Here is a 24,416-nt window from a genome sequence, read left to right as displayed (position 1 = left end):
AGAACAAGGAGACCCTGTTCAGCACCCTGTTCGCCGCACGCCTCGACGGCATGACCAGCCGCTCCGCCGCCGCCGCCGAGGCCGACCCGTCGCCCGCCAACGTCCTGCCGATCGTCGCCGAGGACTCCATCCGCTTCGTGCTGGCGATCGCGCCGCTGACCCGCGCGATGGATGTGGGCGACTCCGCCGAAAAGGCCGCCCGGCTGGTGGGCAAGGCCATCGCCGAAGAGCGGAAGCGATTCGCCAACTACATCCTGCGCTGCCGCGACCAGGGCTACATCGCCTTCGACGACGATCCGCTGGAGATCGTCTCCCTGTTCGTCGCCATGGCGCAGGGGGAATGGAGCCTGCGGTTGGGCGCCGGCATGCTGGACGCGGTCACCGACCGGATGATCGAGGATCACGCCCGCCGGGTGACGCGCATCTTCCTCAAGGGGCTTGCGCCCTGAGCCGCAATCCTGCGCAAACTGCGCTTGAACGTTTTCCGAGGCGCCCGCCACGGGCGCCAGCCACAAGAGGCCCTTCCATGCGTCTGTTGATGACCACCTGCGCCCTGGCGATCGGCCTGGCCGCCTCCGCCGCCCTGGCCCAGCCGCCGGCTGCGGGCCCCTACAAGCTGCTCAAGACCGTCAAGGTCGGCGGCGACGGCGGGTTCGACTACGTCTACGCCGATGCGGCCGGGCGGAAGCTCTACGTGCCGCGCTCGGGGCCCGGCGCGCGGGTGTCGGTGTTCGACCTGGACACCCTGGCCCCGGCCGGCGAGGTGGCCGGCGTCAGCGGCCACGGCGTGGCGGTCGACCCCAAGTCGGGCCACGCCTTCGCCAGCTCCAAGCCGGTGGCCATGTGGGACGCCAAGTCGACGGGTCCCGCCAAGACCGTCGAGGTGCAGGGCTTCCCGGACGGCATCCTGGGCGATCCGGCCTCGGGCCGGATCTATGTGCTCAGCCACGCCGCGCCGAACGTCACGGTGCTCAACGCCGCCGACGGGTCGCTGGCCGGGACCGTCGACGTGGGCGGCGCCCCGGAGCAGTCGGTGGTCGACGGCAAGGGCCACCTCTTCGTCGACCTCGAGGACAAGGACGCGATCGCCGTCGTCGACACCAAGACCCTGACCAAGTCCGGCGCCTACAGCCTCGAGGGCAAGTGCGGCACGCCCGCGGGCCTCGCGTTCGACGCCAAGACCCACGTGCTGTTCGTCGCCTGCCGCAATCCGGCGGTGATGGCCATGCTGGATTCCGAGACCGGCAAGATCCTCTCGGTCCTGCCGATCGGCGCCGGGACCGACGGCGCGGCCTTCAATCCCGCCACCAAGGAGGCCTTCAGCTCCCAGGGCGACGGCACCCTGACCGTCATCAAGGAGCTCAGCCCGACCAGCTTCACGGTGGAGCAGACCGTCCAGACCGTGCCGGGCGCCAAGACCCTGACCCTCGACGCCAAGACCGGCCACGTGCTGCTGATCGCCGCCGAATACGGCCCGCCCCCGCCCGCCCCGGCGCCGGCCCCTGGCGCTCCGCCCGCCCGGCCCCGCCGCGGCCCGATGCTGCCGGGCTCCTTCTCGATCCTGGTGGTGGGCAAGTAGCACCGACGCCGGCGAGAGGCCGATAGGCGATCTCGCGCTCCACAGGGGCCCGGCCTCTCCGGACGGGCCCCGTAGCTTGCGGCCGTTAACCCGCCAGCCGTGATGGCTTTTTGGTCACAGCTCAGGGCTGTGTTGCGTTTCGACGCCTCCGCGCATGACCGTTTTGTGTCACGCGAGTAAAGGTCCCCCCAAGCGTCGCCACAGATTCGGCCGCGTTCCGAAAAGGGGGATTTTCCAGTGTCCGCAAACTGCTCGCGCCGCACGGCGCTCGTCACCAGCTCGGCCGTGGCCGCCGCACTCCTGGCCGGGGCCTGCGCCACGCCGGTCTTCGCCGCCGATGCGGCTCCGTCCGCCACGGCGCTGAGCGAGATCATCGTCACCGCCCAGAAGCGCGCCGAGAACATCAACGACGTGCCTGAGTCGCTCACCGCGATCGGCGGCGAGAAGCTGGACGTGATCCGCTCCTCCGGCGGCGACATCCGCGTGCTGTCCGCGCGCGTGCCCAGCCTGCTCCTGGAATCCAGCTTCGGCCGGACCTTCCCGCGGCCCTATATCCGCGGCCTCGGCAACACCGACTTCGACCTCAACGCCTCCCAGCCGGTGTCCTTCGTCTATGACGACGTGGTCCTGGAAAACCCGATCCTGAAGGGCGTGCCGCTGTTCGACATCGACCAGGTCGAGGTCCTGCGCGGACCCCAGGGCACGCTGTTCGGCCGCAACACCCCGGCCGGCGTCCTGAAGTTCGATTCCGTGAAGCCCAGCCAGACCTTCGGCGGCTACGGCCAGGCCTCGGTGGCCACCTATGGCACCGTCAACCTGGAGGGCGCGGTCGGCGGCCCGATCATCGCCGACACCCTCTCGGGCCGTTTCTCGGCGCTCTACCAGCACCGCGACCCCTGGATCGACAACACCTTCACCCACGAAAAGAACGCCACCGGCGGCTATGACGAATACGCGCTGCGCGGCCAGCTCCTGTTCACCCCGACGCCGGAGTTCAACGCGCTCGCCAACCTCCACTATTTCCACCTGGACGGTACGCCGCAGATCTTCCGCGCCAACATCATCACCCCCGGGACCAACGACCTGGTCCCGGGCTTCGACCCCGAGAAGATCGCCCAGGACGCCCAGAAACGCTCCTTCCAGAAGGTCAAGGAAGCCGGCGGCAGCCTGAAGATGAACTACGACTTCGGCGGCCCGGTGCTGACCTCGATCACCGCCTACGAGCACGTCACCACCCTGTCGCACGGCGACATCGACGGCGGCTTCGGCGCCGCCTTCGCCCCGCCCTCCGGGCCGGGCTTCATCCCCTTCCCGTCGGAAAGCGCCGACGGCCTGCCCTATCACGCCCAGTGGTCGGAGGAAGTCCGCCTGGCCGGCAAGCGCGACGCGCTCAGCTACACGGTCGGCGCCTTCTACTTCTTCGAGGACGTGAAGATCGACAGCTTCGACTACAACACCCTGGCGGGCGGGGCCCTGGACGGCTTCGCCATCCAGCACCAGAAGACCACCTCCTGGGCGCTGTTCGGCAACGCCGACTACAAGCTGACCCCGCGGTGGACGGTCGGCGGCGGCCTTCGCTACTCCAACGACCAGAAGGACTTCCTCGCCCAGCGCTTCATCTCGCCGATCGGCGGCGGCGCGACGCCGGTCCTGCGGGCCAACCCGACCAGCGACGACGTCTCGTTCAACGTCAACACCACCTTCGCCCTGGACGACAACACCAACCTCTACGCCCGCGCGGCCAAGGGCTATCGCGCGCCCTCGATCCAGGGCCGCCTGCTGTTCGGCGACACCATCTCCGTCGCCCGCAAGGAGACGCTGATGTCCTACGAGGGCGGCTTCAAGTCGAACCTCTTCGACCATCGCGCCCGCATCGACGCCGACGTCTTCTACTACAAGGTCGACAACCTGCAGCTCACCGCGGTGGGCGGCGGCGCCAACTTCAACCGGCTGATCAACGCCGCCCACGCCGAGGGCTACGGCTTCGAGTTCGACGGCGAGGCCGAGCCGATCGAGCGGCTGATCTTCACCGCGGGCCTGTCCTACAACCACACGAGGATCGACGACCCGAACCTGACCACCCAGCCCTGCGGCGACGGCTGCACGGTGCTGGACCCCGCCGGCGCCATACCGGGCACCGTCAACATCAACGGCAACAACCTGCCCAACGCCCCGCGCTGGATCGGCAATGTGACGGCCACCTACTCGATCCCCTATGGCGACGGCGAGTTCTTCGCCTTCACCGACTGGGCCTACCGCTCCTCGGTCAGCTTCTTCCTCTATCAATCCAAGGAGTTCACCGGCCAGTACATGCTGGAAGGCGGAGTGCGCCTTGGCTACCGCGCCGCCGGCGACAAGTGGGAAGCCGCCTTCTTCGGCCGCAACATCACCAACCGCATCCAGCTCGAAGGCGGCATCGACTTCAACAACCTGACCGGCTTCGTGAACGACCCGCGCACCTTCGGCGTCGAGGTGAAGACCAAGTTCTAGTCCGGGACTTCCCGGCCGGCCTCGGACCCCGGGGCCGGCCCATGGTCTCGCTCCCGATCGTCGAGAAGGGACGCCGTTCTAACGCCAGGCGCGGCCCAGCCATGAACCGATCCTGACAGGCCGGTTCCGAACGCCGTCATGCGCGGCCCTCCAACTTGTTGCGCGGCTGAAACAAGCCGAACGGCAATCGGAGGACTTATCGATGTTGAAGACAGCAGGACTTGTGGCCCTTGGCCTCGTGGCGCTGGCCGCGCCGGGAGTCGCCGGCGCCCAGCAGGGCTACGCGCCCGTCGCCGGCCAGGTCTATATGGCCCAGTACGACGGCCAGCCTCGCGGCGACTGGTACCGCCGCTGGCGCTTCGCCGGCTATCCGGAATTTCGCGGGATCGAGGATCACATCCGCCGGGAGATCCAGGACGGGGTCCGTCAGGACCTCATCGAGCGGGACGACGCGCGGGACCTCATGGGCCAATTGCGGGACATCCAGACCTCGGAAGCGCGCGAATACCAGGTCCACGGCTGGAACCTGCCCGGCGATGACCGCGAGCGGCTGCGGGCGCGTCTCGACCAGCTCGACCGGCTGGTCGACCAGATCCGCGACGAGCAGTAGGGCTTGGTCGGTGCGTGAGCCTCGGCCCGCCCTGGCCGGGGCTCACGCCTTGCGCAGTTCGCTCTGCGGCGCCTCGTGCATCTCGCCCAGCCAGGTGCGCAGCGCCCGCAGGAAGGGCAGGGCCTCGCGGAACTCCTTCTGGGTGAAGCCGTCGCGCAGGCTTTCCATGCGCGGGCGGATGGCGATCATCGACTGGATGTAGGACTGCCGCCCCTCGCCCGTCAGCCAGACGCGCTTCTTGCGCCCGTCGGCCTGGCAGTTCTCCACGTGGATCAGCTTGCGCGCCGCCAGCCGCTGCAGGGTGTTGGTCAGGCCGCTCTTGGTCATCTGCAGGGCCTTGGCGATGGCCAGCGGCGTGATGCCGTCGCCGCGCCGCGAAAGCAGGTTCATCACCTCGAACTGCGGATAGGTCAGGCCCACCGGGAGCTTCCGGGTGATCGCGGTCCTCACCAGATGTTCGATGTAGCGGATCTCGTCGAACACCTGGACGTCGGGGTGGTCTTCCGGCTCGGCGGCCATGCGGGCCTCCATCGTTCAAATTTGAACGATGATACTCCAACTGCGAAGCCGAACAATTTCGATATTGAACTATTTGCCGGCGGCCGCGAGGGTCTCTTCCATCCCCTGGCGCGCCAGGGCGTCGGCGCGCTCGTTGAACTCGTGGCCGGCGTGGCCCTTGATCCAGCGCCAGTCGACCTCGTGGCGCAGGCGTGCGGCGTCGAGGCGCTTCCACAGGTCGTCGTTCTTCACCGGCTTCTTGTCGGCGGTCAGCCAGCCGCGCTTTTTCCAGCCGTGGATCCACTCGTGGATGCCCTTCTGGACGTACTGGCTGTCGGTGTGGAGTTCGACCTTGCAGGGCCGGTTCAGCGCTTCCAGCGCCTGGATCGCGGCCATCAGCTCCATGCGATTGTTCGTGGTCTGTAGATCGCCGCCGCGCAACTCCTTCTCCTTGTCACCATAGTGCAGCACCGCGCCCCAGCCGCCGGGGCCCGGATTGCCGGAACAGGCGCCGTCGGTATGGATCACCACCTTCGGCGTCACTTGGCGGCGCCCTGGGGCGCGCCGAACAGCACCAGGTCCGGCGCGGCGCGGTGGACGGCGAGCTTGCGTTCGTACTCCAGGGGGTCCTTCGGCTTCACCAGCGCCCCGGCCGGCGTCGCCCCCCAATCGTGCAGGCGGGTCAGGAAGAAGCGCATGGCCGCCCCGTGGGCCAGGATCGGCAGGGCTGCTCGTTCGAGATCGGACAACCTGCGGCGGCTCTCGTACCCGGCAACCAACTGGCGCGCCGAGGTGATGTTGAAGCTGCCGTCCGGCTCGAAGCACCAGGCGTTGAGCGCGACGGCGACGTCGTAGGCGAGGGCGTCCTCGCAGGCGAAGTAGAAGTCGATCGCGCCGGCGAATTTCCCCTTCGAGAAGAATACGTTGTCCGGGAAGAAGTCGGCGTGGACGATACCCGTCGGCAGGTCCCTCGGCCAGCGGCCGGCCAGTAGTTCGAGATCGGACGATATGGTCGCGGCCAGGCCTGGCTTCAGCCCTTCCGCCGCCCCCGCCAGGCCCGAGAACATCGGCGCCCAGGCCGCCTGCCCCAGGTCGTTGGCTCGGGTCCGCGGGAAGCCTTCCGCCGCCAGGTGCAGCTCCGCCAGGCCCGCCCCGGCCTCGCGGCAGTGGGCGGCGCTCGGCCGCCGCACCGCCAGGCCCGACAGGAACGAGACGATGGCGCAGGGTTTGCCGCGCACGGCCTTGAGGATCCGCCCTTCGCGGTCGGCGATCGGCGTGGCGCTGGGGAACCCGCGGCCCGCGATCCAGCGCAGCAGCTCCAGGAAGAACGGCAGGTCGTCGGCCTTCACCCGCCGCTCGTAGACGGTCAGGAAGAACCGCCCGGCCTCGGTCTCCAGCAGGAAATTGGAGTTCTCGACGCCCTCGGCCACGCCCTTCAGGCTCAGCGCCTGGCCCAGGTCGAAGTCGGCCAGCAGCCCGGCCAGTTCCTCGTCGGTGATATCGGTATAGACCGCCATGGCGCCGGGATGGGCGAGGTCGCCGAGGCGGTCAAGTCGCGTTGCAGCAAAGGACCGGGCGGACCTTCCGTCGCAGTCTCGGCACGCGATAAGCCTTCCCTCTGTGGCCGACCGACGTAATACTGGGGCCGCTGGTGAAGTGACGGGCGCTGGCGACTGGAATTGAAATGCGCCCAGGACGGCTATCGATGCCGCAAGTCAACCTCTCCACCCTCAACGGGCAGGAGCTCCGGCAACTGCTGGATTCGAGTCGCCGGCGCGGCGACGCCGCGCTGTCCTACACCGTCCTCCAGGAAATGGCCGCGCGCCGGGAAGCCGGGGGCGAGCGCCGTCCGTTCATGCTGCGCCGTCCGGCCGAGCCGCGCCACGTCGACGTCGAGCTCGACGAGGCGGCAGAGACGGACGACGACCTGCCGCCGCTGCCGAATTGGCGCCCCCCGGTCCGGGACGCCGAGGCCGTCGGCGGGGCGTCCCCGCCGCCCGCCCCCCAGGCTCCGGCCGAGCGCCGGTCTCGGCGCAAGACGCCGCCGCCGCCGCAGCCCCCGGCTTCGAAAGCCGCCGCGCCGGTCGCCGCCCTCGACCTCGAATCTCCGCCGCCCCTGGAGACGCACCGTCCGCTCAGCCTCTGGCACGCCGATGCGGAGCCGCCGCGGGACGACGCGGCGGACGCCGAAGACCCGGGCTTGCGGATGCACCTTGAGGACAAGCCAGGCCGTTCCGCACCTCGGCCGCCTCGCCTGGGGCTGGTCGCAGGGCTGGCGCTCGGCATCCCCATAGGGCTCGCCCTGGGCTGGTGGGGCGCCGTCCTCGTCCGCAATGCGCCGTCATCGCCCACCGCACCGGCCGCCGCCCAGGTCCAGACTGCGGCGCTCACGCCCGCGCCCGCGCCGCCCGAAACGCCGCCGGCTCCGAGCGCCAGCGCCGCCGAGCCCGCGCCCGAGGTCCAGCCCGCGCCGCCCGCCGCGCCGCCCGGCCCGGATCTCCGCGCGGCGCCGATCACCCCGCCCGACGCCCAGGGGCCCACCCGCGCGCCGGACGCGGCGGCGACCGAATCGCCGGCCCCGGCCTCGCGAAGCGCCGAGGCGGACTCCGCCGCCGATACCGCCCCGCCCGCCCTGGAACGGCCGGCGCGCGGCGGGGCCAGGGCCTGCGCGGGGGCGGCCACGCCAGCGGATCGCACGATCTGCGGCGACCCGAAGCTGCAGCTTCTGCAGGGCGAGTTGCGCCAGGCCTACGCCGCGGCCCTGGCGGCCCACCAGGATCGCACCCTGCTGCGCCAGCGGCAGCTCGCCTGGCGCGACGCCCGCAACAGCGTCTCCGACCCAGACCGCCTGGCGCGGCTCTACGAGGAGCGTATCCGCAAGCTGAACGCGGCTACGGCGGCGGCCCGGCACGCGCGATAGGCTCGAAGCCTGCGGCCCTATCCGGTGAGCCCCGAGGGCGTCCGGGACGGCGCGCCTGCCGCCGGCGCGCCCGCGGGTCCCAGGGCGTCGCTCATGGCGGTCAGATACTGCACGATCGCCGGCACGTCCTTGTCCGCGACCGGGGCCTTGTAGGTCCCCCGCATCTTCTCGACCTCGCCCTTCCAGTCGGCCGCCGAAAGACGTGGCTGGTTGAGGGCCATGTTGGCCGAGTGACAGGCCGTGCAGTTGGCGTTCATGACGTCGGCGCCCGGCCCCTTGGGATAGGGCTGGTCGTCCGGAAACTGGACGCTGACCGAGGTGAGCGCGACGCCGCCCGCCGAGACCTGCGACGGGGGGGCGGCGGCCTGGGCCGCTGCCGGGACCGCCGGATGTTCGGCCAGGCTGGCCTGGAACGCATCCCGGGCCAGGAGAACGGGGACGATGAAGCCCGCGCCGATGGCGAACACCATCAGCAGGGTCTTGGCCCCTGAAGGGGGATTCGGCGTCTGCGTCATGCCAGCACCACATGGGTTGTCTCGACGCAGCCCCGCATGAAGCCCGCGGGGTTCCAGTTGGGGGTCATCGGCTGGGTCACGCCGGCGGTGTTGGTGCAGCGGGCCATCAGGGCGACGGGCCCCCGGCCCGCGATGCGGACCGCGCCGTCGAAGCGGCGGAAGCTGTACTTGCCCTCGTCCGGCCCGAGCGTCGAGGGCGCCCAGCTACGGCCCTGGTCGGCCGACAGCTCGACCTTTGCGACCCCGGCGTCGCCACCCATGGCGAGGCCGCCCACCGGCAACAACGGCTGGACCGCGACCGTGGCGCCGTCCGCGAGGTTGGTGATCCAGGCCCGCGGGACCATCCGGTTGATCGGGACGGTCGCAAAGCCCGTCGCCCCCGGCGCGACGTTGGCGAAGGGCGTGTCCGGGATCTTGTAGGCCTTGGCCGTCCAGTAGCCGTCGTCCGGTTTATCCAGGACCTCGATGTCGTTGAGCATCTTGACCCAGTAGGTGGAGTACCAGCCCGGTACGATCAGGCGCACCGGGAAGCCGTTCAGCAGCGGCAGTTGCTCGCCGTTCATCAGGAAGGCCAGCATCACCTCGCCGTCGCGGGCGTGGTCGATGGCGATCGACTTCGTGAAGTCCGGGGCGGTGGGAACCACCGGCTCGTCGAGGCCCCCGAACCGCACCGCGATCGCGCCGGGCTGGACACCGGCCAGGTCGAGGACGTGCCGCAGGCTGACCCCGACCCACCTGGCGTTGCCCATGGCGCCGTGCGCCCACTGGCCTCCGGCCACCCGGGGCTGGAACAGCCCGCGGGAATTGCCGGAGCACTGATTGACCGCCGCGAGCTGCACGCGCGGCATGGCCAGGAGTTGGGCAAGCGTGATCGAAAGCGGACGGCTGACATGGCCGTGGACGTTCAGGCGGAAGCTCGTCACGTCGACCGAGGTCGGGATCACCGCCCAGTGCCACCGCACGAAGAACCGGTCGTTGGGCGTGAACACACCCTGGTCGAAGACCTCCATCGGCGTCTCGAGCAGCGGCGGGCGCGTGCGCTGCAGGATCATGTTGCTCTTGCCGGGGAAGGCGCTGGTGAGGGGCCGCTTCGAGGGGCCGCCGGGCAGGCCGAGGTCCACGATCTGCTCGGCCCAGGCCGGCGTCGCGAGGCCCGCCGCGCCGACCAGGCCCGCGCCCAGGAGGAAGTCTCGGCGACTGGTCGTTGGGACTTGGTCTTTCGCCGTCCGATTCATGGTCTTCGTCCTTCATCCGGACATGGCGCGCGGCCCAGCCCGACGAACTCAACAGGAAGCACAGGGGGATCCGGGCTTTGCGGGTCGGTCCGCGCCGACGTCAGTCTCCTTGCAGACAGGGCGACACGAAGAGTTCGCCGCGCCAGACGCCCCTCACCGTCCGCGCCCCGACCACCAGCCATATGGCGGCGAGCGCGATCACCAAGGCGGCGCCGAAGACACCGAACGTAGGTATCGGAAGCAGGGCCGCAAGCTTCAGCGTGCAGACCGTGTAGACGCCGACCGGGAAGGTGTAGCCCCACCAGCCCAGATTGAACGGCAGGCCTTCGCGCAGGTAGCGGAGCGTGATCAGCACGGCCATGGCCGCCCACCAGAGGCCGTAGGCCCACAGCAGCAGCCCGCCGACCAGGCCGATGCCGCGCGCGGCGGCGCCGTAGTCGCCGAGGCCGTTGGCCGCGAAGATCGCCGGGGCCGCGCCGCCAAGCACCAGCAGGCCCAGGGCGCCGGTGCCGATCGGCCCAAGCGCCAGCCAGCTCGAGGCGGCCATGCCGGCGGGGGGCAGCTTGTGGACCGCCATGCGCAGGACGAGGATCGCCAAAATACCCATCGCCAGCGGCACGGAGCAGGCCCACAGCACATAGCTGGCGATGAGCACCGTCAGTTGATGGTGGGCGTCGGCCAGGTGGGGCCCCAGCAGCCCGCCGCTGGCGGCGGCCACCTCGGCGGCCACCACCGGCAGCAGCCACACCGCCGTCATCTGGTCGATGGCGTGGGTCTGGCGGGTGAACATCAGGAACGGGACAGCGATCCCGCAGACCAGCGCCAGGCCCGCGTCGAGCCACCAGAGCCCTTCGGCGATGTCCACCGCCGCATGCCCGAAACGGGCGATCCCGAAGGCCAGGAAGCCGTTGACGATCGTGGCCAGGCCCATCGGGACGCAGCCGAAGTACATCGACATCACCGAGTGGCTGAACACCTGTTTCGCGCCGTCGAAGAAGAAGGTCCAGCGCGCCGCATAGAGCGCGGTGAACAGGGTGAAGAGGCCGATGTTGAAGACCCACAGCCCTTCGGCGACCGCCTTCAGGCCCGGGACGGGCATGGGAAACTGGGCCAGCGCGAGCGCCAGGATGCCCGTCCCCATGGTCACGGCGAACCAGTTGGGCGTGAACTGCCGCACGACCTCGCGCAGGCTCGGAAGGCTGGGAGACGGCTTGAGGCCGGGGGACGCGGGACGAAGCTGGACGGTGTCGGTCATGATCTGGATCCGGGACGTAGGCGTTGCAGGGCGGCGGTGTCGGGGCGGAGGCGTCAGCCGGCGGTGAGCCGCCAGATCAGTCCGAAAGTCGTCCCGCCGAGCACCAGTGCGGCGGGCAGGACGAGGATCTGCGCGAGCGCCTCCCGGCCCGCGATCCAGCCGGTCGCGACCAGCACCCGGCCCTCCAGGAAGTCGCCGAAGCTGCGTCCCCGAACGCTGCGCGGCGCGCTGTCGGCGACCAGGACGCCGCCCGCCATGAGGCCGAAGTACAGGATGCCGAACACGGTGATGACCCCCAGCGTCAGGGCGGTCTCGAGCGTCCCGAAGAAGAGCCAGAACGACAGCAGGAGCGCCGCATAGAGGGCGACCAGGGCCACGACGGTGTTCGGGTGGACGCCGCTGACTCCAAGCTCAGGCGCCGCACGCCGCAGCTCTTCGAACGGCCGATCGGACGCCGCCGGCGGGGGAGACAGGACGGTGTGCGCGGGCGGCGCCCAGGCGCGCCGCAAGATCAGCGGCGAGGCGAATTGGTCGATGGCGGTCATGGCTCACTCCGGTCGGGAGTGGCGGCCGCAAGCTGCGGCGCGCTCCTTGACCACAAAGGTGGGCGCGGAGATCGTTCTATTCCAACGGATATGACAGCTATGAACGTTCGATCTGATCGAACGTATCCGCCTAGACCGTCTCCCGCCCCGCGTACCCCTTGGCGATCTCGACGAAGGCGTCGCCGGCCCGGCTGCGGTAGCGCTGCTTGTGCCGCAGGAGGTGGAAGGCGCGCGGCGGCAGGTCCAGCGGCAGGGCGACCAGGGCGCCGCTGGCCACGGCCAGGGCCACGACGCTGGCCGACATCACCGCCGCCCCCGCGCCGGCCTCGACGGCGGCCCGGACGGCCTCGTTTCCCGGCAGCACCATGGCCACGGTCAGGTCGGCCAGGCTCAGCCCGCGCAAGGCCAGCGCGGCCTCGAACGACGAGCGGGTCCCCGAGCCCGGCTCGCGGAGCACCCAGGAGGTCGCCGTCAGATCCAGCGCCTTGGCCGGCGCCTGCGACGCCCAGGGGTGGCTGCGGCCCACGACCAGGCTCAGTTGCTCATGGTCGATCACCGAGCGGCTCAAGACCGGGTCGTCGACCTCGCCCTCGACCAGGCCGAGTTCGGCCGCGCCCTCGGCGACGGCGCGGGCGACCTGGGCGGTGTTGCCCATGGCCACGTCGAGCCCGATGCCGGGATACTTCGCATGGAAGGCCGCGAGCCGGGGCGGCAGCCAGTAGCTGGCGATGGTCTGGCTGGCGTGGATCGACAGGCGCCCGCGCTGCAGCCCGCTCAGGTCCTCCAGCGCCGCCTCGGCGGCCGCGACCCGGGCCAGCACGGCGCGGGCCTCGTCGAGGAAGGCCTCGCCGGCTTGGTTCAGGACGATGCCGCGCCCGACCCGGTCGAACAGGGCGATTCCGTGCCGGCCTTCGAGGGTGGTGATGGCGCTGCTGACCGCCGACTGCGTCAGGTTCAGCGCCTCGGCGGCGCGGGTGATGTGCTGGCGCTCGGCGACGGCCACGAAGATGCGGAGCTGTTCCAGGGTCATGCGCCGACCCTAGCCCGGCTTGGCCACAGCGCCAGATATCCCTCGACCGCCTTCTATGCCGCGACGACCGCCCGGCGTCGGCGCAGCGCAGCGCCCGCCAGCCCCGCGCCCAGAATCAGCAACGCCCAGGCCCCCGGCTCGGGGACAGGTGCCCGGTCGTCGTTGACGTGCACGTCGTAGAACGGGCTGGCCTGCGTCCCGCTGCACACGTCCCCTGTCGGACTCCGCGCCGGATCGCATGGCGGTTGCGGCACGACCCAGGGCACATGCAGTTGCACGAGCCAGGCCCCCCAGTCGGCGTGCGCGTCGTCGTGATCCTGGTCGAAGGGATCGGCGTCGACGACATTGAACTGGGCGTTGATGAAGCAGGACTGGAAGGCCTCCAGCGCCGTGCCGCACGAGCCGGGGAAGGCCTGCCCCGTCGGCCCCGCCGTCAGCACGTCGTTGGTTATGTCGGTGCCGGGCACGCCCTCGACGGTGGTCGTCATGAGCCCCAGGCTGATCACCGAATTCACCAGCCCATTGTTGCGGACCTGGAACAGGAGACTGAGTTGGCAGCCGTCGGTGCATTCGTCCACATTGATGATCGGGTCGCCGAAGATCTGGATCGAGACCTGACCGGCGGCTTCGGCTCTGCCTGCGGAGAGGGTGGTCCCGGCCACGAGGGCGGCGGCCGCCGCGGCGGCCAGGGCTCTGAGGGTCATCGCAGCCTCCCAAGACCGATGCCCATCGAACGTTGTTATACGTGATACCTCGAAGCGCCGCGCGTCAACATGGAAGAGTGTCCGGCGAAGATCGCGCGCGGGCCGGTTTGCCGAACTGTCGCGGAGCTGGGATAGGTCCCTTCGGCGAATCCCGAGGCGATCTGGCCCATGACCTCACCCGACACCGGATCCGAATTCGAAATCAGCCGACGCCGGCTGCTGGCGGCCGCGGGCCTGGGGGCCGGCGCAGCGGCGTCCGGAGCCCTCGCCACGCCCGGACCCGCCGAGGCCGCGCCCGCGACGTCCGACCCGGCGACGACGCCCCCGGTCGCGGGCCTGCACCTGCAGTTCGGCGCGGACGCCGCGTCGCAGATGGTGGTCTCCTGGCACACCCTGCAGCCGGTCGACCATCCACGGGTCCTGCTGGGGCGCATGGACGGCCGGCTCGAGCAGCAGGCCGCCGCCGCGACGGTCAGCTACGTGGACGGCAAGTCCGGGCAGGTGGTCTACGCCCACCATGCGAAGCTCGGCGGGCTGCGTCCCGACACACCCTACATCTACGGGGCGCTGCATGACGGGGCGACGCCGCAGTTCGCCACCTTCCGCACCGCCCCGCGGGGACGCGCGGCGTTCACCTTCACCAGCTTCGGCGACCAGGGCACGCCGACGCTCGGCCGCGAATACGTCCCGCCCGCGGGGGTGACGCTCCCGGGGCCGCTCTGGGTGAACGACAACCTCGGCGCCCCGGCGGGGGCCGACACGACGCTCGGCGTGGAGCGCGTGGCGCCCCTGTTCCACCTGTTCAACGGCGATCTCTGCTACGCCAACCTCGCCCACGACCGCGTGCGGGCCTGGTGGGATTTCTGGGCGAACAACAGCCGCAGCGCCAGCCGCCGCCCGTGGATGCCCTCGCCCGGCAACCACGAGAACGAGCTCGGCAACGGGCCGATCGGCTACCGGGCCTATCAGACCTATTTCCAGGTCCCCGAGGCGGCCGGCCAGACGGAGCTCACGCGCGGGCTCTGGTACGCCTTCACCGTCGGCTCGGTGCGGGTGGTCAGCATCGCCAACGACGACGTCGCCTACCAGGATGGCGGCGACAGCTACGTCCGCGGCTATTCGTCGGGCGCCCAGAAGGCCTGGCTGGAGGCGGAGCTGGCGGCCACGCGCCGCAACCGCGACATCGACTGGATCGTGGTCTGCATGCACCAGGTCGCCATCTCTAGCGCCGACAAGTTCAACGGCGCCGACCTCGGGATCCGCCAGGAATGGGCGCCGCTGTTCGACCGCTACGGCGTCGACCTCGTGGTCTGCGGCCACGAGCACCACTACGAGCGTTCGCACCCGCTGCGCGGCGCCGAGCCGAACGCCACCTTGACGCCGCGGGCCGCGGCGACCGCCACCGACGTGATCGACACCACCCGGGGCTGTGTCCACATGGTGCTGGGCGGCGGCGGCACGTCCCGGCCCTCGAACGACCTGTTCTTCGACCCGCCGCAGTGCCGGGTGATCACCGCCGTGGGGCCGCCCGACGCCCAGACCGGCCGCCGCCCGCCGGTCTATGTGCGCGAGCCGGCGTCGTGGTCGGCGGTGCGCAACGCCGCCCACGCCTACGGCTTCGCCGCCTTCGCCGTCGACCCGGGCGCGCGCCCCGGCGACCTCACCACGATCAAGGTCACCTACTACGACGTGGTGGGGACCGACGGCCGGCTTGCGGCCTTCGAGACCTTCACCCTGCGCCGCCCCCGCCGCGACTGAGTTGGCAGGAGAATATCACCGTTACGTAACTTGCGTCCGGAGGGCGTTCGCGACAGCGTCGGCGCCTTGGATGGGGCGGGAGGACGGCGATGGCGATCCTCGACGAAAACAAGCTGAACGAATTTGTCGGCAAGATGCTGGGCGACCTTGGGGGCGCCTTCAGCGTGCCCACGGCGCGGCTGGGGTTCCGGCTGGGGCTGTTCGACGCGCTGCACGCGGGCGGCCCGGCCACCGCCGGCCAGCTCGCCGAGCGGGCCGGCGGCCTGACGGAGCGCTACGTGCGCGAATGGGCCCTGGCCCAGGCCGCCAACGGCTATGTCGACTACGACCCGGCGGCCGAAACCTTCTCCCTCTCGCCGGAGCAGGCCATGGTCTTCGCGGCCAAGGACAGCCCCGTCTACCTCGCCGGAGCGTTCGACATCGCCGCGGCGATGATCGAGGGCGAACCGAAGGTCGAGAACTCGTTCCGGACCGGGGCCGGCGTTCGCTGGGGCGACTCCGCCGGGTGCCTCTTCTGCGCGACCGGGGCGTTCTTCCGCCCGGGCTATGTCAACAACATCGTCCAGAACTGGCTGCCGGCCCTCGACGGCGTGGAGGACAAGCTGAAGGCCGGCGCCAAGGTCGCCGACATCGGCTGCGGCGTGGGTTTCTCCACCCTGCTGATGGCCGAGGCGTTTCCCAACAGCCGCTTCGTCGGCTTCGACTTCCACGAGCCCTCGGTGGAGGAAGCCCGGCGGCACGCCAAGGCCCACGGCCTTTCGGACCGCGTCGGCTTCGAGGCGGCCAGCGTCAAGGAGATCGAGGACACCGGGTTCGACCTCGTGACGGCCTTCGACTGCCTGCACGACATGGGCGACCCAAGGGGCTGCGCGCGCCACATGCGGCGGATCCTCAAGGACGACGGCACGTGGATGGTCGTGGAGCCGGTCGCCGGCGACCGCCCCGCGGACAACCTGAACCCGGTGGGGCGGCTCTACTACAACGCCTCGACCATGATCTGCGTGCCCACCTCGCTCGATCAGGAGGTCGGCGAGGCCCTGGGCGCCCAGGCGGGCGAGGCGCGGCTCACCGAGGTCATCCGGGACGGTGGCTTCACCCGCGTCCGTCGCGCGACCGAGGGCCCGTTCAACATGGTGCTGGAGGCCCGCGCCTAAGGCTAGGGACGCCGTGACGGGCCCATGCGGCCCCGCCTGGCCGGGGAAGAAGCCTCGCGCCTCGTTGCGCCAAATCCTGAGCTCCGGCCGCTCCGGCTGTTTGGCGGATTTGCAACCCTTGTCCGTGTGGGCCGTTGGACGGGGCACGCAAACAGCAAGCCATGCCAGCGGCATAAGCAGCAGCCGCGGTCGTCATGGCGGGAGAACATCATGTTTCGTAAAATGACCTTCGCATCGCTCCTGGCGACCAGCGCCATGGCCCTAGCCGTCACAACGCCCGCCCATGCCGGCAAGACCGACCGCGCACGCGAAGCCATCGCCGCCGCGGAGGCCAAGATCCACACCGCCGAATCCATTGGCGCCAGCACCGAGCTGCCACGCGAGACGGCCGAGGCTCGGGCGGCCCTGGCCATGGCCAAGGAAGATCTCGAGGCCGGCCACAAGTCGCCCTCCATCGCGGAAGCCATCCGCGCCTCGGCGCTCGCCGACACCGCGATCGGCGAGCTGCAGCGGCGCAAGGACCAGGCCGTGGCTTCTGCGCGGGAGACCCAGCGGGAAGGCATCGCCGCGGCGCGCGATCAAGTGCTCGCCGCCCACGATCAGGCCGCCGCGGCCCAGGACCAGGCGGCGACCGCTCAGCAGCAGGCCCTCACCGCGCAGCAGCAGGCGGCCGAGGCCAACGCACGCGCCGAAGCCGCCCAGCAGTCGGCGGCAAGCTCGGCGGCCGACGCGGCGGCCGCGCGCAATTCCGCCGCCCTGGCCGCCCAGCCTCCCTCCTCGCCTCAGGTCGAAACGACCGTCACGACCCAGCAGCCGGCCAGCGCCCATCGGTCCACGCGGACGCATGTGACGCATCACACGACGACAAGTCCGGCCGCCACCTCTTCGGTCACGACGACGACCAAGGTGACGCCGCAACTCTGACCAGGGCGGATAGCGAGCGCGGCCGGGCTTTGAAGGCCGGCCGCGCGACCGCCTTCAACGGCGGCTTGCGGACCAACGTCGCATGCTGGGATAGGTCCTACGGATCGCACGTGCACTTGGGATAGACCGTGCAACTCACCATGGCGCCGCCTCGGACCTCTTTGCAGTGCTTGGCCTGGTCGAACGCGTCGATCGTGACCTCCACCGGGTTTGCAGCGCACTTGACCGCAGGCTCCTCGAGGGGCCGTTCCCTCTTCTTGACGTAGGGCTCGCAGGCCTTCTTGCAGTCGGCGTCGAACCCGGCCTGGTGCTTCGTGACCGCGTGATCGCATGTGACCGCATAGTCCTCCGCCGTGCAGTGGTGACTGCCCTCTTCGAGCGTCTTCGACGCCAGATTCACGCCGGCGATACGGCAGGCGGGCGCCGCCACAGATCGCCCGACGCCGCCGGCGACGGACAGCGCCGCGAGCATGATGACGAGGATAGGGGCGCTTACGCGTAGAAAACCGGCTCGCCAAAGCATCGAATGCTCCTTCACGGCCAGAGGATGAGACTGACGTCTCCCGCTAAAGTATAGCTTGATATCCAAGCCAAGAGCAATCACGGCGGGTGGTCGGGGAAGGTTCGCCCCCTACGCGCGCCGACACGCCATGGCCTGGCCAAACGAGAGTCCGCTTCGGGTCGGAACCGTCATCGGCGATCGATCGGGACGCGGACCTGTCGCACGCCGTCCGCCGCCCGAACGCAGGCAAAGAAAAGCCCAGGCGAGAACCTGGGCCATCCTTTCGCAACCGGCCGGAGCCGGCCTGTCCCTATTGGTCGTCGTTGATCACCGAGACGATCTTGTGGGTGTTGTGGTCCACCAGGATCCGTTGGTGGTTCACATAGGTCCAGCGATAGCGCTCGTACCGGGGCACCTCATAGACCACGACGGTCGAGGGCAGCTCGTCGCCGACCGCCATCGGGCCGTTGTAGATCACCGGATCCACGTGGGTGGTGCGGACATAGGTCTTCACCTCGGCGGGCGGATCCAGGGTCGAGCCAGCCACGGCGCCGATCACGCCGCCCACCACCGCGCCGACAGGGCCGCCGACCAGGGCTCCGGTGGCGGCGCCGCCGATGACGCCCGCGCCTGCGCCGGCGTGGGACTTCTCAGTGGTGACGGTCGTCGAGGTGGTGCTCTGGGCGAACGCGGGCAGGGCCAGGGTCACGGACAGACTGGCGCTCAGGAAAAGCAGTTTCGTACGCATTGAAGATCTCCGAATGTCTTGGGGTAAGCCCGAAACACCCAGTAATATCTTCGGTTCCGCGTGCGGCTTATATTTGCATACAACTTAATTCTGCTTGATTTCATATTTCCAGAACAGCGCCAATGGCTGAATCACGGTCGACATGGAAAGTAATTCTCAGTCCGTTACGCTCGCAACGGCGCATCGGGTCCGCCAGCCACCCCGGCCCGCAGGCCGCGACGCCCTTCTGTCAGGCGCCCATATGAGCCCGCGGGGCTGGCGGGCTGGAGCGCAGCCGTTCCGCCAGGTTCGGCGCCGAGGCGAGAGGGTGGGGATCAGGATGCGCGGCGATGTGCATCTCGGCGTCTTCTCCGATCGCCCGCAGGGCCGAAACCATGCCCTCGGCCAGGTCGACGGCGCGCTGTTTGGAGAAGAACGGCCCGAACCTGTCGCGCCCTCCGACAAACCATCCCGAGTTTTCCTCTGAGATCGTGAACCTCATGCAAGTCATGGTGGCGTCCTCCACCATGTAAAAGCGCACGTCGCCCCGTCGTTCACTAATCAATTAAGGTCATCGCGTGTCGTGGTGAACGCGGTCGCGCGTATATTGATGCTGGATGCTTGATCGACGCGAGTCCGCGCGCGCTCTTCGGCGCCTCCGGGGGTTCGCTGCCTATGCAAGGACCTTCGGCAGCTTGAAGGTCACCGTCTCGCGGGCGGCGTCGATCTCCTCGATGGCAAGATCGAAGCGCTCCGCCAGGCGATCGAGGACGCCCTGCACCAGCATCTCCGGCGCCGAGGCCCCCGCGGTGACGCCCACCGTCGCCACGCCCTCGAGCCAGGCCAGGTTCAGCCCGCTCGCGTCGTCGAGGAGGTAGGCCCGCGTCCCGGCGCGCCGCCCCACCTCGGCCAGGCGCACGGAGTTCGAGGAGTTGGCGCTGCCCAGCACCAGCAGCACGTCGCAGCGCTCGGCCACCGTCTTCACCGCCTCCTGGCGGTTGGTGGTGGCGTAGCAGATGTCTTCCTTGTGCGGGGCGGCGATCTGCGGGAACCGGGCCTTCAGGGCCGCCACGATCTCGGCGGTGTCGTCCACCGACAGCGTCGTCTGGGTGATGAAGGCCAGGTTGGCCGCGTCCTTCGGCGTGAACGCGGCCGCGTCCTCCACGGTCTCGATCAGGGTCACGGAGCCCTCGGGCAGTTGGCCCATGGTGCCGACCACCTCCGGATGGCCGGCGTGGCCGATCAGCACGATCTCGCGGCCGGCCTCGAAATGGCGGCCGGCCTCCACATGCACCTTGGAGACCAGCGGGCAGGTGGCGTCGAGGAAGAGCATCTTGCGCGCCCGCGCCTCCGCCGGCACGGCCTTGGGCACCCCGTGGGCGGAGAACACCACCGGGCGGTCCGGCGGGCATTCCTCCAGCTCTTCGACGAAGATCGCGCCCAGCGCCTTCAGCCGCTCGACCACGTGGCGGTTGTGGACGATCTCGTGGCGCACATAGACCGGGGCGCCGTACCGGCCGATCGCCCGCTCGACGATCAGGATCGCCCGGTCGACGCCGGCGCAGAACCCGCGTGGACTGGCCAGCAGGACGGTGAGCGACGGACGGGCGACGGAGATGTGCGACATCGCCGACAGGTTAAGGGGTCCGGGGCGTGGCCGCCAGCCGCGTTGCCGCCACAGTCTCCAGGCTGTACTTAGGCGCTAACTGGCCCGCGCCTTGCGCGCGCCGCTTTCGAAAGCCACGGACGCCCGTCATGCGCCGCCTGATCATCCTGAGCTCCTGCGCCTTCCTGGTCGCGACCCCGTTCGCGGCCCATGCCCAGTATGGCGGCGGCGGCGGTCCTGGCGGCGGCGGCGGCCGCCCCGGCGGCGGCGGTCCCGGCGGCGACCAGGGGCAATCGCAGGACGACGCCAAGAAGAAGAAGCGCGACAAGGAGTGGGGCGACAGCAAGGCCGCCCTGCCGGCGCTGAAGAACTCCGGCCCCTGCCCGTTCGTGAAGACGCTCTACGACGCCAGCCGTTACGTGGAGTTCAAGGACGGCCGCGAGGCCTCGGCCAACGTCGGCTTCTCCGGCGAGATCCAGGGCATCTCGGCCGGCTGCGAATACAAGGACGACGAGCCGATCAAGGTCACCATGGACATCCTGTTCGAGCTCGGCAAAGGCCCCCAGGCGACGGCTACGACCAAGACCTACCACTACTGGATCGCCGTCACTGATCGGAACCGCGAGGTGATCACTCGCCAGAACTTCGACCTGCCGGTGAGCTTCCCGGCCGGCAAGGACCGCGTCTACATGAACGACGCGATCAACAATATCGTCATCCCGCGCGGCACCCAGACCACCTCGGGCGCCAATTTCGAGGTGCTGGTGGGCTTCGACGTGACGCCGCAGATGGCCGAGTTCAACCGCCTGGGCAAACGCTTCCGGGTGAACGCCACGGGCGCGACCGCCGTCGCCGCCGCCGGGGACACCCAGCCCCGCCGATGAGCGACCTCAAAGGGGCCTTAAGCGAAGCGGTCGAGGCCGCCTTCGCGGGCCTTGGCCTGCCGCCTGAGCTGGGGCGGGTCACCGCCTCCGACCGCCCCGACCTCGCCGACTTCCAGTCGAACGGAGCCCTGGCCGCCGCCAAGCGCCTGGGCCGGAACCCGCGCGAGCTGGCGGCCGCCGTCGCCGAGGCCCTGGCCGGCGACGCCCGCCTGGCCGCCGTCGAGATCGCCGGCCCCGGCTTCATCAACCTGAAGCTCACCGACGCCGCGCTGGCGCGCCGCGCCCAAGACATAGCCGACGACCCGCGCCTGGGCGCCTCAGCCGTGGCCCAGCCGCGCCGCGTGCTGGTCGACTACGGCGGCCCCAATGTCGCCAAGCCCATGCATGTGGGCCACCTGCGCGCCTCGATCATCGGGGAGTCCATCAAGCGCCTCTACCGCTTTCGCGGCGACACCGTCCTGGGCGACGCCCACTTCGGCGACTGGGGCTACCAGATGGGCCTCCTGATCGGCGCGGCCATGGACGAGAGCCCGGCGGTGGCCGCCGCCGTCGAGGCTCTCAACGCCGGCGGTGAGGCCGACACCTCGGCTTTCGACGCCGTTACCCTGGCCGACCTCGACCGGCTCTATCCGGAGGCCGCCGCCAAGGGCAAGGGGGATGCCGACTACCGCGACCGCGCGCGCAAGATCACCGCGGGCCTGCAGGACCGCCGGCCGGGCTACTTCGCGCTCTGGCAGCGGTTTCGTGACGTGACCCAGGTCGCCCTGCAGCGCGACTTCCACGCGCTGGGCGTCGACTTCGACCTCTGGAAGGGCGAGAGCGACGTCGAGGACCTTATCGACCCCATGGTCGCCGAGCTCGACGCCAAGGGCCTCCTCGTGGACGACCAGGGCGCCCGGATCATCCGCGTCGCCCGGGACGGCGACAAGCGCGAGCTGCCGCCCCTGCTGGTGGTCTCCTCCGAAGGCTCGGCCATGTACGGCACGACCGACCTGGCGACGATCCTCGACCGCAAGCGCGCCTTCGATCCGGACCTTGTCATCTACTGCGTCGACCAGCGCCAGGCCGACCACTTCGAGATCGTCTTCCGCGCGGCCTACCTGGCCGGCTACGCCACCGAGGGCCAGCTCCAGCACGTCGGCTTCGGCACCATGAACGGGACCGACGGCAAGCCCTTCAAGACCCGCGAGGGCGGCGTCCTGAAGCTCGCCGACATGATCGAGATGACCCGGACCAAGGCCCGCGAACGCCTGCACGAAGCGGGCCTCGGCGAGAACCTGCCCGCCGACGAGTTCGAGGACATCGCCGGCAAGGTCGCCGTCGCCGCGCTCAAGTTCGCCGACCTGCAGAACTTCCGCGGCACCTCCTACGTCTTCGACCTCGACCGCTTCACCAGCTTCGAGGGCAAGACCGGCCCCTACCTGCTCTACCAGGCGGTGCGGGTGAAATCCGTGCTGCGCCGCGCCGCCGAAGAAGGCGTCATGCCCGGCCCCATCGCCGTCGCCGAACCCACGGAGCGCGAGCTCGTGCTGACCCTCGACGCCTTCGAAACGGCGCTCGCCGAGGCCTACGACCGCCAGGCGCCCAACGCCGTCGCCGAGCACGCCTACCGGCTCTCCCAGGCCTTCTCCAAGTTCTACGCCGCCTGTCCGATCCTGCAGGCCGAGCCCGCGACCCGCGCATCCCGCCTGGCGCTCGCCCAGACCACGCTCGCCCAGCTCGAACGCGCGCTGGACGTCCTCGGCATCGCCGTCCCGGAGCGGATGTAGCCAACGCCCCTCCCCGGCGAAGCCGAGAGGGAGAGGGTAGGGAGAGGGCGGCTCGCAAAACAACGCGGCCACCGGCGGTAGGTCAAGGGCCCTCGCCTGACCCGGGAGAGACCGACAAATCCAGCCGCCCTCTCCCTACCCTCTCCCTCTCTCGCTGCGCTTGGGGGAGAGGCGGCTGCCGCTCCGGATGGTTCGGACCCACCACCGTCAGGCCGCAGGCCCGGGTCACGCCCCGGGCAGCCGCCGCTGCAGCGTCTCCAGCACCTCGTCCGGCGTGAACGGCTTGGGGATCAGGTCGCTGCCCTCGACCCCGAACGCCTGGAACGACTCCGCCGAGGTCTGGCCGCTCACATAGACCACCGCCACCTTCGGGAAGGCCGAACGCGCGCGGCGCGCGATGTCGTAGCCGGTGGTCCCCGACCCCAGGTTGATGTCCAGCACCACGGCCTCGAAGCCTGGTCCCCCGCTCAGGGCCGCATAGGCGTCGCGGTCGCTCTCCACACACACCGTCTGCATCCCGGCGTCCTCAAGGACCTCGCGGATCAACTCCGCAATTTCATGATGGTCCTCGACCACCAGCACGCGCGCCATGCGACCACCCACGAACCTCGACCAACGCCAACCGGCAGCGCCCGCGTCGGGTTCCCGACACCAAGGGCTTTTTTCCAAGCACCGCCAAGCAGATGCTGTTCAAGCGATCCGCCGGATCGCACGATCTCCACAGGATCATGGCGAAACTTGGCGCAGGTTCGCGCGGCGCGGCTAGAAGGCGCTCTTGATCACTCCGCCGTCGACGCGCAGCGCAGCCCCGGTGGTGGCCGAGGCCAGCGGGCTCGCCACATAGGCCACCAGCGCGGCGACCTCTTCCGGGGTCGCGAACCGCTTGATCAGCGAGGTCGGCCGGACCGTCTCGAAGAACTCCGCCTCGAAGGCCTTGAACGACTTGCCCTCGCGCTCGGCCAGGACGCCGACGAAATCCTCCACCCCGCGCGAGCGCGTCGGCCCCGGCAGCACGCTGTTGACCGTGATCCCGGTCGCCGCCACGGCTTCCGCCAAGCCGCGGGCCACGGCGATCTGCGCCGTCTTGGTCATGCCGTAGTGGATCATCTCCGCCGGGATCTGCACCGCGCTCTCGCTGGAGATGAAGATGATCCGGCCCCAGTCCGCCGCCCGCATGGCCGGCAGGTAGAGCCGCGCCAGCCGCACCCCGCTCAGCACATTGGCCTCGAAGAACCGCGTCCAGTCGGCGTCCGGAATGTCCTCGAACGCCTTGGGCTCGAAGATCCCCAGGTTGTTGACCAGGATCTCCACCCCCGGATGCCGCGCCGCCAGCGCCTCGGCGTCGGCCGCCTGGGTCAGGTCGCCGGCGAAGCCCAGGACCTCGGCGCCGGTCTCCGACCGCAACCGCGCCACCGCCTCGTCGACCGCGGCCTGCGTGCGCCCGTTGACGATCACCCGGGCGCCTTCCGCGGCCAGGGCCCGGGCGATCGCCAGCCCGATCCCGGCGGTGCTGCCGCTCACCAGCGCCAGCCTGTCCTTCAGCTTCAGATCCATGTGACTCGAACCTCTCTTGTCCCGCCACCCGGCCGCGCCAGCCCAGATAGGAACGCCCCGGCCGCCGTCCAACCGATCGCAGCGACGGGCGCGAACCTGTCCAAGTCCGTGCGCCGCTGCTATCGCCGCCGCCCGGCGAGTCGGCATAACCTGGTGT

24 protein-coding genes are annotated in these 24,416 nt (G+C 70.1%); 10 read left to right on the top strand and 14 right to left on the bottom strand.

Going from position 1 to position 24,416, the window contains the following annotated elements:
- From VNW53_RS05335 to VNW53_RS05320, 4 genes are all read left to right on the top strand, one after another.
- Positions 1-449, top strand: a 449-nt coding sequence (locus VNW53_RS05335) for a hypothetical protein (RefSeq protein ID WP_325554067.1), incomplete at its 5' end; no start/stop codon positions are given.
- A gap of 77 nt (positions 450-526) precedes the next feature.
- On the top strand, positions 527-1,579 hold the full coding sequence (locus VNW53_RS05330; RefSeq protein WP_325554066.1) for a hypothetical protein: 1,053 nt from the start codon (positions 527-529) through the stop codon (positions 1,577-1,579).
- Between the two features lie 237 nt (positions 1,580-1,816).
- Complete coding sequence (locus tag VNW53_RS05325) at positions 1,817-4,069, top strand: TonB-dependent receptor (protein WP_325554065.1); 2,253 nt, start codon at positions 1,817-1,819, stop codon at positions 4,067-4,069.
- A 202-nt stretch (positions 4,070-4,271) separates the two neighbouring features.
- Complete coding sequence (locus tag VNW53_RS05320) at positions 4,272-4,679, top strand: hypothetical protein (protein WP_325554064.1); 408 nt, start codon at positions 4,272-4,274, stop codon at positions 4,677-4,679.
- 42 nt (positions 4,680-4,721) lie between these two features.
- On the opposite strand, the gene VNW53_RS05315 is transcribed toward VNW53_RS05320, so the two are convergent.
- From VNW53_RS05315 to thrB, 3 genes are all read right to left on the bottom strand, one after another.
- Complete coding sequence (locus VNW53_RS05315) at positions 4,722-5,198, bottom strand: MarR family winged helix-turn-helix transcriptional regulator (protein ID WP_325554063.1); 477 nt, start codon at positions 5,196-5,198, stop codon at positions 4,722-4,724.
- A gap of 69 nt (positions 5,199-5,267) precedes the next feature.
- Positions 5,268-5,720, bottom strand: a complete 453-nt coding sequence (gene rnhA / locus VNW53_RS05310) for a ribonuclease HI (protein ID WP_325554062.1) — start codon at positions 5,718-5,720, stop codon at positions 5,268-5,270.
- Entirely contained in the window at positions 5,717-6,694 is a 978-nt protein-coding gene (gene thrB / locus VNW53_RS05305; RefSeq protein WP_325554061.1) for a homoserine kinase, read from the bottom strand. The genes rnhA and thrB overlap by 4 nt, the downstream gene beginning before the upstream one ends.
- Before the next feature lie 188 nt (positions 6,695-6,882).
- On the opposite strand from thrB, the gene VNW53_RS05300 reads away from it, so the two are divergent.
- On the top strand, positions 6,883-8,097 hold the full coding sequence (locus tag VNW53_RS05300; RefSeq protein WP_325554060.1) for a hypothetical protein: 1,215 nt from the start codon (positions 6,883-6,885) through the stop codon (positions 8,095-8,097).
- A gap of 17 nt (positions 8,098-8,114) precedes the next feature.
- Here VNW53_RS05300 and VNW53_RS05295 read toward each other — a convergent pair whose 3' ends face one another.
- The 6 genes from VNW53_RS05295 to VNW53_RS05270 form a co-directional block, all read right to left on the bottom strand.
- Positions 8,115-8,612, bottom strand: a complete 498-nt coding sequence (locus VNW53_RS05295) for a hypothetical protein (RefSeq protein WP_325554059.1) — start codon at positions 8,610-8,612, stop codon at positions 8,115-8,117.
- On the bottom strand, positions 8,609-9,847 hold the full coding sequence (locus VNW53_RS05290) for a molybdopterin-dependent oxidoreductase (RefSeq protein WP_325554058.1): 1,239 nt from the start codon (positions 9,845-9,847) through the stop codon (positions 8,609-8,611). Before VNW53_RS05290 ends, VNW53_RS05295 begins: the two co-directional genes overlap by 4 nt.
- A gap of 100 nt (positions 9,848-9,947) precedes the next feature.
- A complete protein-coding gene (locus VNW53_RS05285; RefSeq protein WP_325554057.1) occupies positions 9,948-11,102 on the bottom strand; it encodes a TDT family transporter in 1,155 nt (384 codons plus the stop codon).
- Between the two features lie 53 nt (positions 11,103-11,155).
- Positions 11,156-11,647 carry a hypothetical protein gene (locus tag VNW53_RS05280; protein ID WP_325554056.1) on the bottom strand — a complete coding sequence of 164 codons (492 nt, stop codon included), beginning with the start codon at positions 11,645-11,647 and terminating at the stop codon, positions 11,156-11,158.
- A 130-nt stretch (positions 11,648-11,777) separates the two neighbouring features.
- Positions 11,778-12,677: a LysR family transcriptional regulator gene (locus tag VNW53_RS05275; RefSeq protein WP_325554055.1), complete on the bottom strand. Its 900-nt coding sequence runs from the start codon at positions 12,675-12,677 to the stop codon at positions 11,778-11,780.
- A gap of 53 nt (positions 12,678-12,730) precedes the next feature.
- Complete coding sequence (locus tag VNW53_RS05270) at positions 12,731-13,381, bottom strand: PEPxxWA-CTERM sorting domain-containing protein (RefSeq protein ID WP_325554054.1); 651 nt, start codon at positions 13,379-13,381, stop codon at positions 12,731-12,733.
- Between the two features lie 168 nt (positions 13,382-13,549).
- Between VNW53_RS05270 and VNW53_RS05265 the strand changes: the two genes are divergently transcribed.
- From VNW53_RS05265 to VNW53_RS05255, 3 genes are all read left to right on the top strand, one after another.
- Positions 13,550-15,139, top strand: a complete 1,590-nt coding sequence (locus tag VNW53_RS05265) for a metallophosphoesterase family protein (protein ID WP_325554053.1) — start codon at positions 13,550-13,552, stop codon at positions 15,137-15,139.
- A gap of 89 nt (positions 15,140-15,228) precedes the next feature.
- Positions 15,229-16,293, top strand: coding sequence for a class I SAM-dependent methyltransferase (locus VNW53_RS05260; RefSeq protein WP_325554052.1), 1,065 nt, complete (start codon positions 15,229-15,231; stop codon positions 16,291-16,293).
- Positions 16,294-16,503: 210 nt separating this feature from the next.
- Complete coding sequence (locus VNW53_RS05255) at positions 16,504-17,217, top strand: hypothetical protein (RefSeq protein ID WP_325554051.1); 714 nt, start codon at positions 16,504-16,506, stop codon at positions 17,215-17,217.
- 97 nt (positions 17,218-17,314) lie between these two features.
- Here the strand turns inward: VNW53_RS05255 and VNW53_RS05250 are convergent, their stop codons facing one another.
- The 3 genes from VNW53_RS05250 to ispH all read right to left on the bottom strand — a co-directional run bounded on the left by VNW53_RS05250 (position 17,315) and on the right by ispH (position 20,073).
- Positions 17,315-17,740: a hypothetical protein gene (locus tag VNW53_RS05250; RefSeq protein WP_325554050.1), complete on the bottom strand. Its 426-nt coding sequence runs from the start codon at positions 17,738-17,740 to the stop codon at positions 17,315-17,317.
- Between the two features lie 289 nt (positions 17,741-18,029).
- On the bottom strand, positions 18,030-18,467 hold the full coding sequence (locus VNW53_RS05245; protein WP_325554049.1) for a DUF1236 domain-containing protein: 438 nt from the start codon (positions 18,465-18,467) through the stop codon (positions 18,030-18,032).
- Positions 18,468-19,119: 652 nt separating this feature from the next.
- Positions 19,120-20,073, bottom strand: coding sequence for a 4-hydroxy-3-methylbut-2-enyl diphosphate reductase (gene ispH, locus VNW53_RS05240; protein WP_325554048.1), 954 nt, complete (start codon positions 20,071-20,073; stop codon positions 19,120-19,122).
- Positions 20,074-20,201: 128 nt separating this feature from the next.
- Between ispH and VNW53_RS05235 the strand changes: the two genes are divergently transcribed.
- Complete coding sequence (locus VNW53_RS05235; RefSeq protein WP_325554047.1) at positions 20,202-20,936, top strand: Tat pathway signal sequence domain protein; 735 nt, start codon at positions 20,202-20,204, stop codon at positions 20,934-20,936.
- Entirely contained in the window at positions 20,933-22,705 is a 1,773-nt protein-coding gene (gene argS, locus VNW53_RS05230; protein ID WP_325554046.1) for an arginine--tRNA ligase, read from the top strand. The genes VNW53_RS05235 and argS overlap by 4 nt, the downstream gene beginning before the upstream one ends.
- 225 nt (positions 22,706-22,930) lie before the next feature.
- On the opposite strand, the gene VNW53_RS05225 is transcribed toward argS, so the two are convergent.
- Together VNW53_RS05225 and VNW53_RS05220 are read right to left on the bottom strand one after the other, a co-directional pair.
- Complete coding sequence (locus VNW53_RS05225) at positions 22,931-23,296, bottom strand: response regulator (protein ID WP_325554045.1); 366 nt, start codon at positions 23,294-23,296, stop codon at positions 22,931-22,933.
- Between the two features lie 171 nt (positions 23,297-23,467).
- Positions 23,468-24,259, bottom strand: a complete 792-nt coding sequence (locus VNW53_RS05220) for an SDR family NAD(P)-dependent oxidoreductase (RefSeq protein ID WP_325554044.1) — start codon at positions 24,257-24,259, stop codon at positions 23,468-23,470.
- Positions 24,260-24,416 lie beyond the last annotated feature (157 nt).

Source organism: Phenylobacterium sp., assembly GCF_035569475.1.
Classification (GTDB): domain Bacteria; phylum Pseudomonadota; class Alphaproteobacteria; order Caulobacterales; family Caulobacteraceae; genus Phenylobacterium.
The sequence above is the reverse complement of the archived record's forward strand: the minus strand, read 5'-3'. Positions and strand labels throughout refer to the sequence as shown.